The sequence below is a fragment of the Paenarthrobacter sp. NPDC090520 genome, from assembly GCF_044769205.1.
In the GTDB taxonomy this organism is placed as follows: Bacteria; Actinomycetota; Actinomycetes; order Actinomycetales; family Micrococcaceae; genus Arthrobacter.
Window position 1 is genome coordinate 410,218 of record NZ_JBIVXM010000002.1, and the last position, 13,669, is coordinate 423,886.

Genomic DNA, 13,669 nt, shown 5'->3' on the forward strand with positions numbered 1-13,669 from the left:
TCAGATGCCTTGGTGGTTTTGGATCCTGTTGTGGATCGCGCTCATAGCCCTGTCGCTGCTTTTGCATGTCACCCTGGGCTTCCGTTTGTTCCGGAAATTCATGGCTACCGTGCGCGAATTGGGCGAGGCGGGTAAACGTTTCAGCAACATTTCGCCAACAACGGAAACCTCCGATGTGGACGCGACGTCCGAGAGGTCGGTGCCCGGTTCTGCCGTTTTTGCCTCGCCCGAGCAGATGCGTCATGATTACCTGACGGCCAAAGCCTTCCGCCAGGAAGTTCGTCGCCAACGGCGCGTCCAGCGCAAAGCCGAGCGGGGCCAACCCCAATCCCTGCACGACATAGAATTCAGATAGACGTAGGATGTATCCAAAAGGAAAGGACCTCCCCAATGGGACGACTATTTGACGGGCCCTGGCCGATCGTCATCATCATCATCGTGGCTCTTCTGCTGTTCGCCGCTCCTAAGTTGCCAGCGATGGCGCGCAGCCTCGGACAGTCGATGCGGATCATCAAGTCCGAGGTCAAAGAAATGAAGAATGACGGCAAGCCGGAGACCAAGGACTCTGCGAGCGATGCCGATGCCGTAGAGGGCAGGGTTGTGGATCACCCGGACGCCAAGTCCAAGAACAGCGGCGAAACTGACGTTCCGCCATCCAACCGCGTCTAAGAAGAAGTGTGGTAGCGACGAAAGGGCGCAAAGCCAATCCCGAAGCCCGGATGGCCTTGCTCGACCATCTCAAAGAGCTCAAGAACCGCCTAATTAAGGCTGCCATCGGTGTAGTGGCTGCTGCCGTTGGCGGCTGGTTCCTCTATGACCCGGTTCTCGAAGCATTGAAGTCTCCGGTCGATTCAATCGCCGGGCATACGGGTGCAATTGCGACCATCAACTTCAACAGCATTGCTTCGCCCTTTGATTTCAAGCTTCAGATTTCCATCCTGATCGGGCTGGTGATTTCCAGCCCGATATGGATTTATCAATTGTGGGCTTTCATCACTCCCGGCCTGACCAAGAAAGAGCGCCAGTACACGCTGGGCTTCATGGCTGCGGCTGTTCCGCTCTTCCTTGCCGGGGTCTGGGTTGGTTGGCTTGTGACGCCGCAGGTGGTCAGGGCCCTTACGCAGTTCACTCCCTCCGGCGTTGCCAACATTATTGATGCGCGCGACTACATCGACTTCGTCACCCGCATGATTCTGTTCCTCGGTCTGGCCTTCCTTGTGCCGGTGGTCTTGGTTGGGATCAACATGGCAGGCCTGGTTTCGGGAAAGACCATCCTGAAGGCTTGGCGGATCACGGTGTTCCTGGTCTTCGTACTGGCCGCCGTTGCCGCACCGGGCGCTGATGCCTTGTCGATGTTCCTCCTCGCAGGACCATTGCTGGTGCTGTTCTTCTCAGCCATTGGCGTCTGCATCTTCAACGACCGGCGGCGCGAACGCCGTGCCGTCAAGCGGGCTGCTGAGACGGAAGCCACGGCGGACATAGCCACCTCGGCATCGGATCTGGAGAATCTGTAGACCTCCGGCCACTAGGCTTGATGCATGTCCTCCATCTCCGGGTCTCCGTCACCATCAGACCGCTACCGGGCGGCAGCCAACCGGACGGCCGAAGCCAAGACGTATCTTGGCGCTTTCGCACGTTCCCTTGATTTCGACCTGGACGACTTCCAACGTGAGGCGTGCCGGTCCCTCCAAGAGGGCCGGGGCGTCCTCGTGGCGGCACCCACCGGCGCGGGTAAGACAATCGTTGGTGAGTTCGCCATCTATCTTGCGCTGCAACGGGGATTGAAGGCGTTCTACACCACTCCCATCAAGGCGCTGAGCAACCAGAAGTTCTCTGAACTTGCTGCCAAGTACGGGGCGGCCAACGTTGGCCTGCTGACCGGTGATACCACCATCAACGGAGAGGCGCCGGTGGTGGTCATGACCACCGAAGTGCTCCGGAACATGCTGTACGCCGATTCGGAAACCCTGGGTGACCTTGGCTTCGTGGTGATGGACGAGGTGCACTACCTCGCCGACCGGTTCCGCGGGGCAGTGTGGGAAGAAGTGATCATCCATCTGCCCAGCGAAGTCCAGGTGGCTTCTCTGAGCGCCACAGTGTCCAATGCCGAGGAGTTTGGTGCCTGGTTGGACACCGTCCGCGGAGATACGGACGTCATCGTGTCCGAGCATCGGCCTGTTCCGCTCTGGCAGCATGTCATGGTGGGTCGGGAAATCGTGGACCTCTTTGCGGGCGACACGTCCTTTGACGAGATCGCCCCGCCCATTCCCGATTCCGAGGTCCCGGACCTGGACGAGTCGGAAGACGCCGCTGAGGAACGTGCTGCAAGCCTCGCCAAACCGTCCAAGCAAGCAGGAGGCAAAGTCCGGCAGGCCCTGTCCGGGCAGGAGTTCGAGGTAAACCCCGAACTCCTGGCCATGGCGCGTTCGGAAAGCCGCATGAACTTCAGCGGCCGCTTTGGCCACGGCGGACGCAGCCGGCGTCGCCAGGACAGGCAACGGGAGGACCGCAACACAGAACAGCGCAGTCCTGTCCGGAAGGCCAGCAGGCCCCAGGTCATCGACAGCCTGAACCGGCAAGGCCTGCTGCCCGCCATCACCTTCATTTTCTCCAGGGCCGGCTGTGACGCAGCGGTCGCACAGTGTGCGGCCTCCGGATTGTGGCTGACCACCGAACGTGAGCAACAGATCATTGCCCAACGTGTGGACGAGGCCAGCCGGGAGATTCCGGCCGACGACCTTGACGTCCTGGGTTTCTGGGGGTGGCGCGACGGCCTGGTCAGGGGCTTCGCGGCCCACCATGCCGGGATGCTTCCCACCTTCAAGGAGGTGGTGGAGAAGCTCTTTGCGGACGGTTTGGTTAAGGCTGTTTTCGCCACCGAAACCCTGGCGCTGGGCGTGAACATGCCTGCACGGTGCGTCGTCCTGGAAAAGCTTGAAAAGTTCAACGGGGAAGCCCACGTCAACATCACGGCAGGGGAGTACACCCAGTTGACGGGGCGGGCCGGGCGCCGCGGCATCGATGTCGAGGGACACGCAGTAGTCCTGTGGCAACCCGGTACTGATCCGGCAGCCGTGGCGGGACTGGCTTCGCGCCGCACCTACCCCCTGAATTCAAGTTTCAGGCCAACCTACAATATGAGCATCAACCTGATTGCCCAGTTCGGGCGCACCAGGGCACGGGAAATCCTCGAGTCCTCTTTTGCGCAGTTCCAGGCCGACCGTTCCGTAGTCGGCCTCGCCAGGCAAGTCCGCGGCAGGGAAGAATCGCTGGCCGGCTACGCCAAGTCCATGGAATGCCATCTCGGTGACTTCGGCGAATACTCCCGGCTGCGGCGGGAATTGGGCGATGCTGAGCAGTTCGCGGCGCGGGACAACCAGCGGGCCCGCCGTTCAAGGGTGTCCGATTCCCTGACCCGTCTCATCCCCGGGGACGTCATCAGCGTTTCGAGCGGCAGGTTGGCGGGGTTCGCCGTCGTGCTTGACGCCGACCCCAACGCGCGTGAACCGCGGCCCGCCATCCTGACCTCGGACAACCAGTTGCGGCGAATCGGCGCACATGACGTGGATGCGCCGGTGTCCCCGGTGACCCGGATCCGGATTCCCAAGTCCTTCAATGCCAAGCTGCCGAAGGCCCGGCGCGACCTCGCAGCGTCCATGCGCCACGCTGTCAGCGACGATGCTCCCAAGCGGCGCAACAGCAGGCATGAGGACTTCGGCCTGGGTTCCCGGACGCAGGAGCAGGAGAAACGGATCGCCGAGCTTCGCAGGAACCTCCGGGCGCATCCTTGCCACGGCTGCAGCGAACGTGAGGATCACGCCCGCTGGTCAGAGCGCTGGTGGAAACTGCGGAAGGAGACCGACGGGCTGGTCCGCCAGATCCAAGGCAGGACCAACACGATTGCCAAGACCTTCGATCGTGTCTGCGATGTCCTGTCCTCGTACGGCTACCTGGAAGCGAACGACGCCGGAAAGGTCACCATCAGTGCCGACGGCCAGCGTCTTCGCAGGATCTATGGCGAGAAGGACCTGCTCATCTCGCAAGCCATCAGGGAAGGTGCAATCAACGACCTCGACGCCGCGGAGATGGCGTGTTTTGCCACTACCTTGGTGTACCAGGCCAAGCGCGAAGACCGGGGCCTGCGGCCCAAAATGCCTTCCATTTCCCTGGAGACCGCCGTGGACATCGTGGTCCGTGAATGGTCGCGCCTGGAGGACACCGAGGAACAAAACCGGCTCCCCTTGACGGCGGAACCCGAACTGGGCCTCATGTGGCCCATGTACAAGTGGGCCAAGGGCCGGCACCTCCAGGATGTGCTTAATGGGACGGACCTCGCGGCCGGTGACTTTGTACGCTGGGCCAAGCAGGTGGTGGACCTGTTGGACCAGTTGGCGAAGATTCCCCAGCTGGACCCACGGCTGGCCCGCATCTGCCGGGAGTCCATCGACTTGGTCCGCCGTGGCGTCGTGGCGTACTCCACGGTCGCCTGACGTCTTTTTCGATTTCATTACCGTCTTTCCCAAGGAGTTCAGCGAATGAACCAGCCAGGCGCGCCTGCCGGCAAACCCAAGGTCACCATGTACCGCAACGGATCCATCTACACGGCGGCGGATCCTTTTGCCACGGCCATGGTGGTGGACGGTGACACTGTGGCATGGGTCGGTTCCGAGCAGGCTGCTGCGTCCATCGCGGACGACACCATGGAGATCATCGATCTCCGAGGTGCCCTGCTCGCCCCGGGCTTCGTGGACTCGCATGTCCACCTGACCGAAACGGGCGTGGCTCTGTCCGGACTGCAGTTAGGTAGTGCGCGGTCAGCCCGCGACGTCCTCGACGCCGTTGCCGCAGTGCCCGGCACGGCTGCCATCCTGGGCCACGGGTGGGATGAAACCACGTGGAACGATTCCACGCTGCCCACCGTGGGAGAGCTTGATCGGGCAGCCCGGGGCCGGACCGTCTACTTGTCGCGGATAGATGTCCATTCGTCGCTCGTTTCTTCCGCACTGATCAAGGCCGCGGGCCTTGGCGGGCTTGATGGCTTTACCGGGACAGCCCATGTGGTCCGGGCGGCACACACGGCGGCCAGGAGCGCGTCCAGGAACTTCGACGATTCCACGCGACGGGGCTTGCAGGAAGCAGCCCTCCGCGAAGCGGCCAGCAACGGGTATGTGGCGCTGGCGGAAATGTCCGCTCCCCATATTTGCCGGCCGGACGATCTGCGGTTGGCCAACTCCTGGAACGAGGAAGGCGGCAGCCCGCTGATCCTGCCCTACTGGGGTGAGCTGGCCTCCTCGGAGGAGAACGCCCAGCAGATCCTGGAAGGCCTCGGAACCCCGGTGTTGGGGCTCGCCGGCGACCTCAACATCGACGGGTCCATTGGCTCCCGGACAGCAGCACTGGCCTCCGATTACGCCGACGCTCCCGGAAACCGTGGCAATCTCTACCTGTCCGTTGAGGAGGCGGCGAGCCATCTGGCGGCATGTTCCATGCTGGGTATCCAGGCCGGGTTCCATGTCATTGGAGACGCCGGACTGGCTTCCGCGCTGGACGCGCTCGACGCGGCCGCAGCGGAAGTCGGAGAGCAGCGTATCCGTGCTGCCGGGCACCGTTTTGAACACGTCGAACTCGCCGACCAGGAATCGGTGGACCGGCTCGCCAAGTACTCCATCACTGTCAGCGTGCAGCCTGGTTTCGATGCCGCGTGGGGGAGTCCGGGAGGGCTCTATGAGCAGCGGCTCGGTGACCGAAGTCGTGGCATGAATCCCTTCGCGTCGTTCTATGCCAGCGGCGTTCCCATTGCCTTTGGAAGTGACAGCCCTGTGACTCCGCTTCGACCATGGTCAAGCATCCGGGCCTGCCTGGAACACAGCAATCCTGACCAGCGCATCTCGGCGCGCGCTGCCTTCCTGGGCCACACCCGAGCGGGGTGGCGGGCCACCAAACACCGCAATCCGCTCATGGGCCAACTGGTTCCGGGCGCACCGGCGAGCTTCGCCGTCTGGGAGGTCGAGGAGCTTATGGTGCAGGTGGCAGACAGCCGGGTGCAGTCGTGGAGCACCGATCCACGAGCCCGCACCCCACTGCTTCCGGCCCTGGATACCGGCAGCGACCCCGTATGTTTGCAAACGGTCCGCGAAGGCCAGGAACTGTTCGCGCACGAGTCCCTGCGCGGCTGATTCCGCAAGAATTTTCCGGAACCACCGCCCCGCTGAACTGGGGCAACGCCCGTCAATGCAGGTCATCGGGCGGTTGACGGCGTTGCCTCGCCGGGTAGCATGGGCGGTACGCGTGTGGGCAGGTCCATACGGTCTTGGAGAACAGTCCGCCCGGCAGGATACCCGCCGGGCATCGACTGGACTGTGGCCGTTGGACCTGCCCACAGCATCGGCTGCTCCGCCCGGGAATGTGGGCACTGACACATGCGCAAATTATCAGTGGCCGCCTCACCCTATAATGGAGAGTTGCGCCAGAACGCCAGCGTCCATGCTGGTCCGGCACACTGACCGCTCCATCAAGGAAAGGCCTCTTCTTGCGTGTCCTGACGATCATCCCCACCTACAACGAGCTGGAATCGCTCCCCAAGACACTGGGCCGGCTTCGGGCTGCCGTTCCCGAATCGGACGTCCTCGTGGTCGATGACAACAGCCCGGACGGTACGGGACAGCTCGCCGACGGGATCGCCGCGGAGGACAGCCAAGTGCATGTCCTGCACCGCAAGGGCAAGGAAGGCCTGGGGGCCGCGTACATCGCCGGGTTCAAATGGGGCCTCGCCGCGGGCTATGACGTCCTGGTTGAAATGGACGCAGACGGCTCGCACCAGCCGGAGCAGTTGCCCCTGCTGCTGGATGCCATCAAGGACGGCGCCGACCTTGCGATGGGATCCCGTTGGGTTCCCGGCGGGAGCGTGGTTAACTGGCCGCTGTACCGGCAGGCGATTTCCCGCATTGGCAGCACGTATTCCCGGATCATGCTGGGCGTCAAAATCAAGGACGTCACCGGGGGATACCGCGCGTTCCGCCGGAGCACCCTGGAGGCCCTCAAGCTGGATGAAGTAGCCTCGGTCGGCTACGGCTTCCAGGTAGACCTCGCCTGGCGCGTCGCCAAACTCGGACTGCGTATCGAAGAACGTCCCATCACGTTCGTGGAGCGGGAACTCGGGGCATCCAAGATGAGCGGCAACATCGTGGTGGAAGCCATGATCAACGTCACCAAGTGGGGCCTCGCCGCGCGGTGGGCGAAGCTCACCGGCAAGCAGCCGGCCGCGGCCAAGTAATCCGAGGCCACCAGGCCACAAGAAAAGGCCGGGCCCGGATCCCCCTAGGGGATCCGGGCCCGGCCTTTGCTCTGCAGGCTCCGTTATGCGGAGCGGCGCTCTCCACGGCGCTCACGGAGGATGTTCAAGCGATCCTCCAGGATTTGCTCCAGTTCCGGAAGCGTGCGGCGCTCAAGAAGCATGTCCCAGTGGGTACGTACAGCTTTTTCATTGGCGTCGACCGGACGCTCGCCGTCAACCAGCAGCGCCTCCTTGCCGGTCTTGGAAACCCAAACAGGGGGAATCTCGGCTTCGGCGGCAAAGGTCACGAAGACCTGCTCGCCATCCTCGCAACGGTACTCGACCCGCTGGCGCGGTGCCGGCTCGACACCGGATTCGGTTTCCATGCTCTGGGCGCCAAGACGCATGCCCCGCAGGCTGCGATCGCTCATGATTACTCCCTCTGTCTGTTCGCAGGGCTGGAAACCCTGCGCTAGCCGTAAGCCGTTGTCTCGCCGCTCACGGACTACTTCTGCACACCTTGCATCACTATTTGCAACGCCTGGCCAAGCTCTTATGTTCCATCCACGCTGAACCAGCCGGACAAATATCCCATTATACGCGGAAACGGGCCGGGCGCTCAAAAACCCTTAAACCCCAGGAGCGGCCAGCCTCCCGGCTGACCGCTCCTGGCGCGATTCGCTTGGTGCTACTCCGCGGGCCTCGCAGGCTCGGCTGCCGGCTCCGCGGACGTTGCCTTGGCATCGTCCCTGCCGCCGAAAAGACCCTGGACGGGGGAGTCCCCATTGGTCCCGCCAAGGGCACCGCCGATGCCTTTCAGGGCTTCGCCTACCTCGCTGGGAATGATCCACAGCTTGTTTGAGGTGCCCTCCGCAAGTTTGGGGAGAGTCTGCAGGTACTGGTAGGCAAGGAGCTTCTGGTCCGGATTTCCCTTGTGGATCGCGTCGAAGACCTTTTGGATGGCCTGGGCTTCACCGTCTGCTCGCAGGATGGCTGCCTTGGCATCACCTTCGGCTGCCAGGATAGCCGCCTGCCGCTGGCCCTCAGCCGTAAGGATCTGCGACTGCTTGGTGCCTTCGGCCGTGAGGATGGCTGCACGCCGGTCTCGCTCGGCCCGCATCTGCTTCTCCATGGAGTCCTGGATGGAGTGGGGCGGGTCGATTGCCTTGAGCTCGACGCGGGACACGCGGATGCCCCAGCGACCCGTGGCCTCGTCCAGCACGCCGCGCAACTGACCGTTGATCTGATCGCGCGAGGTCAGTGCCTCTTCAAGGTTGAGCCCGCCCACGACGTTACGGAGCGTCGTGGTGGTCAACTGCTCTACTGCCTGGATGTAGTTTGCGATCTCGTACGTGGCAGCCCGGGGGTCAGTGACCTGGAAGTAGACGACGGTATCGATGGACACCACCAGGTTGTCCTCGGTAATGACCGGCTGCGGCGGGAACGACACTACTTGTTCACGAAGATCCAGCAACGGCAGGAGCCGGTCCACGAACGGGATCAGGATGGTGAGTCCCGGGTTGAGCGTGCGCTGGTACTTGCCCAGCCGTTCAACGACGCCGGCACGTGCCTGCGGAATAATCCTGATCGAGCGGACCAACACAATGATGACAAATATGACAAGAACAACCAGCACTATGGCTGCCGCTGTTCCTCCTAGGCCGTCCATACATCTCCTTCATTCCCCAATTGAGTGGTTTGATGCGGCTCAACGGTGCGGGGCCAACCCGCGGCCGTCAGCAGAAACTTTTGGTGTGCCCTAAAGCGGGCTGTTTTCGGCAGTCGAGGCGACAACCGCCGTCGCGCCGTCAATCCTGGTGACCTGGACCGTGGCACCCGGGTCAATGACTTCAGACGTACTGCGTGCCGTCCACACGTCGCCCCCGATCTTGACCAGGCCGCTTGTCCCGCTCACAGCCTCGATAACGAGGGCGGATTGTCCAATCAGGCGGTCAACGTTGGTGCGCTGTTCGGCGGGTCCCTTGCGGAGGTGCTTGAGGGCCACGGGCCGTACAAAGGCAATCATCAGGAGGCTTACTACGCTGAAGATCACGATCTGGAGCCAGAAGTCGGCACCCGCGAAGTCCGCCACGAGACCGGCGAGGGCGCCGCCACCCAGCATGATGAAGAAGAGGTCGAGCGTGAGCATCTCCACCACTGCGAAGGCGAGGAAGACCGTGAGCCAGAGAGCCCACCAGTTTTCGCCGAGCCATTCAAACATCTGTTCCCCCTTGGTCCCGGACCCCGAGGACGGGATCACAGTCGCTGTCCTTCCATCCTAGCCCGGAGCGGAGTCCCACGTCAGGGCCGTGTTTCCCGGCTCCTGAAGATACCGATCTGGAACTTCGCCGTGGTGTGCAAGGATTCCGTGCCGTCGGCCGTTCCCGGCGTCTTGTGCGAATCGAGATGGTGGCCCGCAGGGCCCATGAAGGCGAGGTCCGCCAGCTGTGCCGGGTCCAGCGCGAGCGGGATGTCGAGGCTGATGGTGCGCCCTGGCAGGAAGTGTTCCGAGAGGGTCTCTGCCAGCTTCGCCTCTTTGCCTTCCTGTATGGACAGCATGCCGGTGCGCTCCGCCGCTTCGGCCAGGTGTCCAGGGCGTGGGGTGACCACCAACAGGGTGCCCCCCGGACGCAGCACGCGGGCAAACTCCGGTGGATTCCGCGGGGCGAAGACCACCAGGACCACGTCCACGGAATGGTCAGCGAGGGGCAGGGGACGCCAGATGTCCCAGACCAGGTTGGCGGCCTGGGGATTCAGGCGGGCAGCCCTGCGGAGGGCGAACTTGGAGATATCCAGTCCCACTGCTGTGGCCGGCGTCTTGTGCAGTACGGCGTGCAGGTAATGGCCCGTCCCCGTCCCGGCATCAAGAACAGCAGGATCCGGGCCCTGCATGGCTTCCGCCGCCAGGGATGCGATGGTGCCGGCCAGTTCGGCGTAGTGGCCTCCGTCCAGGAAGCGCTGGCGGGCAGCCACCATGTCAGCGGAGTCCGCTTCGAAGACAGTGCCCTTCCCGGTCAAGAGATTGAAGTAGCCCTGCTTCGCAGCATCGAAAACGTGGCCGGCGCTGCACAGGATCGCCCGGTGCGGACCCTCGCCAAGGTGGCAGGTTCCTTGGCACACGGGACAGCGAAGGGCGGCGATGGCGTCGGACAGCATGGCTTCAATCCTACGGCCGACGGAGTGTCAGGCCCCGGCATCCGGGGTGTGCGGTTAGGCTCACCCACGTGAAACCCGAGCAACTGCCACTGCTGAATACTGTCTCCGCTCCCGCTATCCACCCAGACGGGACCAGGGCCGTCGTCGCGGTCACCAGGCCGGACTTTGACACCGATTCCTATGTCGGCCAGCTCTGGACCGTGCCGTTGGACCCTGCCAAGCACTCCCGGCGTATTACGCGCGGTTTCAGGGACACCGCTCCCGCCTTCTCGCCCGACGGGTTGGTACTGGCTTTCCTGCGAAGCGACCAGGACGGCAAACCGCAGCTCTTCGTAGTGGAGTCCGCGGGAGGCGAGCCGCAGCGGATTTCCGCGCAGCATGCGGGCGTGGGAGGTTTTGAGTGGGCACCGGACTCGCACCGGATCGTCTTTACGTCGCGCGTCCCCGAACCCGGCCGCTATGGCACGGTGGACGACGTCACGGCCGGGCGCGAGGACCCGCGCCTCATCTCTTCCAAGCAGTACCGGATGAACGGCTTGGGCTATACGGCTGACCAGCGCCAGCAGTTGTTCGTGGTGGACGTACCTGAACTCGGCAGCGAGCCGGCGTTCCGTCCACGCGGACGGGCGGCCCACGAACAAAGCCACGCCGCCTTCACGGACGTTCCCCAGGCCCGGCAGCTCACCTTTGGCGACGCCGACCATGAGTCTCCGGTCTTCGCTCCGGACGGCCGCCACCTTTACTTTGTGGCCGCGCTGCATGAAACGCACGACGACGACCTGGTCGCCTCCGTCTACCGGCTGGACGTCCAAGGCGGCCAGCCAGAAGCAGTTCATCCCTCCAACCACAGCCCGCAAACAGTCAACGCCGTGAGGGTCTCGACGAATGGCGAGTGGCTGTTCTACACCGCCCAGGACCTGGGCGAATCGCGGATCGACTTCGTTGCCAGGAACACGGTGCTCTTTGTCATGCCCGTGGGCGGGGGAGAGGCGCGGCCATTGACCGATGCCGAGCACCTTGACGTTTCAGGCCCCCTGCAGCCGTGTGGACCGGACAGCGTCCTGGTCCTGAACACGGCCTTGGGCACTGTTGAACTGCTGGAGGTCGCAGCGGACGGCGGCATCATCCCGCTGGTACACGGTGCCCGCGTGGTGTTGGGAGCAACAGTGGCGGCCAACGGAGAAATGGCAGTCAGCTTCTCTGACGCCTCTACGGTAGGTGATCTTGCTTCCCTGGACAGGGGTGAACTGCGGCTGCTGACCGATTTCTCGGCAAACCTCCGCAACCATTCCCAAGTCAGCGAACCGCGGGACCTTGAAGCGGCGGCGCAGGACGGCAACCCCGTGCACGGCTGGGTGGTCATGCCGGACGGTCCCGGACCACACCCGGTGCTCCTCACCATCCACGGCGGCCCGTTCGCCCAGTACACGGGCGCGTTCTTCGACGAAGCCCAGGTCTATGCCGCGGCCGGATACGCGGTGGTGATGTGCAACCCCCGAGGTTCCGCCGGGTACGGCCAGGCCCATGGGCGGGCGATCAAGGAACGGATGGGAACCGTGGACATGCAGGATGTCCTGGCCTTCCTGGACGCTGCGCTGCGGAAATACCCGGCCTTGGACAAAGAGCGTTTGGGCATCATGGGAGGCTCCTACGGCGGGTACCTCACTGCCTGGACCATCGCCCACGACCATCGATTCAAGGGCGCCATTGTGGAGCGCGGCTTCCTGGACCCGGTCAGTTTCCACGGGTCGGCAGATATTGGCTGGTTCTTCGGAGGCGAGTACACGGGCGGAACCCCGGAACAACTGCAAGCCCAGAGCCCCATGGCCGTGGTCGGCGGCGTGAGGACTCCTACGCTGGTCATCCATAGCGAGAACGATCTCCGTTGCCCCATCGAGCAGGGCCAGCGGTACTACTCGGAACTGAAGTTCTGCGGGGTGGAAACGTCGCTGCTGGTGTTCCCGGGCGAGGACCACGAACTGTCGCGCTCAGGAACCCCGCATCACCGAAGGGCCCGGTTCCAGCACATCCTGTCCTGGTGGGCGCAGCACCTGCCCAGCGAGCTGAACCGCGGCGAGGACTAATGGTTTAGCTGCGGAGGAAGCCGAGGGCTGCCCGGGCATCCTCGATCCCGGGACCGGACCATCGGGCGGCATGTTCGGCGTTGCTGGACAGCGACCGCAGTTCGGCCCGGTCCAGGTAAAGGGTGCCCATCAAATGATCGGTTTCGTGCTGCACGATCCGCGCCTGCCATCCGGAGTACACGCCTTCAAACGGGGCACCATCCGGGGTGAGGCACTCCAGCTGAACCGAGGAGGGCCTGCTGACAACCGCTTGGTAGCCGCTGACTGAGAGGCACCCCTCGTAGAAGGATGCGCTCTCAGGACCAACCGCCGTGTACGACGGGTTCAGCACGGCAAGGAACTCCAACGGCTCGCGGTTCCTGGCTGCCGCCGATGCGGGGTCTATCTGGTACTGGTCCTCCAGGACGGCTATTTGGAGGGGTAGACCGAGTTGCGGCGCTGCCAGGCCCACACCGGGTGCAGCACGCATGACCTCACGCATGCGCTCGATCAGGGCGTGCAGTTCTTCGTCGTCGATTTGCCCGTCAAAAGGAGCTGCATGCTGGCGGAGCACGGGATGACCGGCCTGGACGATCGGGGGTAGGGGCTCCATATCCAAGAGCCTCCGCGCTGTGTCCCGGATGTCGGTTGCGGTGAAGTCCGTGGATGGGCCGTACAGCGGCCGAACGTGCTGGGTCATGAGCTGAGCCTATCCGTTCCGCCTGCCCGCCCGGTGGGTGGAGCGGCGCGGCAGGTGGGTTAGGCTCATCGGATGAGCCACAGCGACCCCCTGGAAGTAGTACTTGGATTCGTCAGGACCGTGGAAGCCGGCGGAGGAGGAGCCGACATCGATCCGTTCCTGGCCGAGGACTTCACCCTGACCGAATGGCCCCATGCCCTGTCCAAGACGGGCTCCACCCGCACCCGCGAAGAGACCCTGGCCGGAGCTGACGACAGCAAGGCAATCGTTTCCGGGCAGAGGTTCGAGATTGTCCGGACCACTACCGAAGGAAACCGGGTGGTGCTGGAGATGAACTGGTCCGCCGTCCTGCTTCTGGATCTCCCGCACTGGGATGCCGGGGAAACCATCCGCGCGCGGAGCACCGCAGTTTTTGAACTGCGGGACGGTTTGATCGCCAGCCAGGACACCTACGACTGCTACTACACGGGCAGCTGA

The 13,669-nt window shown here is 63.6% G+C and carries 13 protein-coding genes; 8 read left to right on the forward strand and 5 right to left on the reverse strand.

Annotated features, from left to right (window positions below):
* Positions 1 to 4 precede the first annotated feature (4 nt).
* The 6 genes from ACIQTZ_RS04535 (at position 5) to ACIQTZ_RS04560 (ending at position 7,273) form a co-directional block, all read left to right on the forward strand.
* Positions 5 to 355, forward strand: coding sequence for a hypothetical protein (locus ACIQTZ_RS04535; RefSeq protein ID WP_402977886.1), 351 nt, complete (start codon positions 5 to 7; stop codon positions 353 to 355).
* A gap of 35 nt (positions 356 to 390) precedes the next feature.
* The gene (gene tatA / locus ACIQTZ_RS04540; RefSeq protein ID WP_400332498.1) at positions 391 to 669 is read left to right on the forward strand and encodes a Sec-independent protein translocase subunit TatA; all 279 of its coding nucleotides are present in this window, start codon (positions 391 to 393) and stop codon (positions 667 to 669) included.
* 50 nt (positions 670 to 719) lie between these two features.
* Positions 720 to 1,514, forward strand: a complete 795-nt coding sequence (tatC, locus tag ACIQTZ_RS04545; protein WP_400332501.1) for a twin-arginine translocase subunit TatC — start codon at positions 720 to 722, stop codon at positions 1,512 to 1,514.
* A 24-nt stretch (positions 1,515 to 1,538) separates the two neighbouring features.
* Entirely contained in the window at positions 1,539 to 4,490 is a 2,952-nt protein-coding gene (locus ACIQTZ_RS04550) for a DEAD/DEAH box helicase (protein WP_402977889.1), read from the forward strand.
* Positions 4,491 to 4,535: 45 nt separating this feature from the next.
* On the forward strand, positions 4,536 to 6,176 hold the full coding sequence (locus tag ACIQTZ_RS04555) for an amidohydrolase (RefSeq protein WP_402977892.1): 1,641 nt from the start codon (positions 4,536 to 4,538) through the stop codon (positions 6,174 to 6,176).
* Between the two features lie 353 nt (positions 6,177 to 6,529).
* The gene (locus ACIQTZ_RS04560; RefSeq protein WP_400269490.1) at positions 6,530 to 7,273 is read left to right on the forward strand and encodes a polyprenol monophosphomannose synthase; all 744 of its coding nucleotides are present in this window, start codon (positions 6,530 to 6,532) and stop codon (positions 7,271 to 7,273) included.
* A gap of 83 nt (positions 7,274 to 7,356) precedes the next feature.
* Here ACIQTZ_RS04560 and ACIQTZ_RS04565 read toward each other — a convergent pair whose 3' ends face one another.
* The 4 genes from ACIQTZ_RS04565 to ACIQTZ_RS04580 all read right to left on the reverse strand — a co-directional run bounded on the left by ACIQTZ_RS04565 (position 7,357) and on the right by ACIQTZ_RS04580 (position 10,429).
* The gene (locus tag ACIQTZ_RS04565) at positions 7,357 to 7,704 is read right to left on the reverse strand and encodes an RNA polymerase-binding protein RbpA (RefSeq protein ID WP_397321881.1); all 348 of its coding nucleotides are present in this window, start codon (positions 7,702 to 7,704) and stop codon (positions 7,357 to 7,359) included.
* Between the two features lie 257 nt (positions 7,705 to 7,961).
* The gene (locus tag ACIQTZ_RS04570; RefSeq protein WP_400332510.1) at positions 7,962 to 8,942 is read right to left on the reverse strand and encodes an SPFH domain-containing protein; all 981 of its coding nucleotides are present in this window, start codon (positions 8,940 to 8,942) and stop codon (positions 7,962 to 7,964) included.
* Positions 8,943 to 9,032: 90 nt separating this feature from the next.
* Positions 9,033 to 9,494 (reverse strand): NfeD family protein, encoded by a 462-nt coding sequence (locus ACIQTZ_RS04575; protein WP_402942407.1) that lies wholly within the window; start codon positions 9,492 to 9,494, stop codon positions 9,033 to 9,035.
* 80 nt (positions 9,495 to 9,574) lie between these two features.
* Positions 9,575 to 10,429, reverse strand: a complete 855-nt coding sequence (locus tag ACIQTZ_RS04580) for a methyltransferase domain-containing protein (protein WP_402977895.1) — start codon at positions 10,427 to 10,429, stop codon at positions 9,575 to 9,577.
* Between the two features lie 68 nt (positions 10,430 to 10,497).
* Between ACIQTZ_RS04580 and ACIQTZ_RS04585 the strand changes: the two genes are divergently transcribed.
* The gene (locus tag ACIQTZ_RS04585) at positions 10,498 to 12,513 is read left to right on the forward strand and encodes a prolyl oligopeptidase family serine peptidase (RefSeq protein ID WP_402977898.1); all 2,016 of its coding nucleotides are present in this window, start codon (positions 10,498 to 10,500) and stop codon (positions 12,511 to 12,513) included.
* A gap of 4 nt (positions 12,514 to 12,517) precedes the next feature.
* On the opposite strand, the gene ACIQTZ_RS04590 is transcribed toward ACIQTZ_RS04585, so the two are convergent.
* Positions 12,518 to 13,192 carry a peptide deformylase gene (locus ACIQTZ_RS04590; protein WP_402977901.1) on the reverse strand — a complete coding sequence of 225 codons (675 nt, stop codon included), beginning with the start codon at positions 13,190 to 13,192 and terminating at the stop codon, positions 12,518 to 12,520.
* A 72-nt stretch (positions 13,193 to 13,264) separates the two neighbouring features.
* Between ACIQTZ_RS04590 and ACIQTZ_RS04595 the strand changes: the two genes are divergently transcribed.
* On the forward strand, positions 13,265 to 13,669 hold the full coding sequence (locus tag ACIQTZ_RS04595; RefSeq protein ID WP_402977904.1) for a nuclear transport factor 2 family protein: 405 nt from the start codon (positions 13,265 to 13,267) through the stop codon (positions 13,667 to 13,669).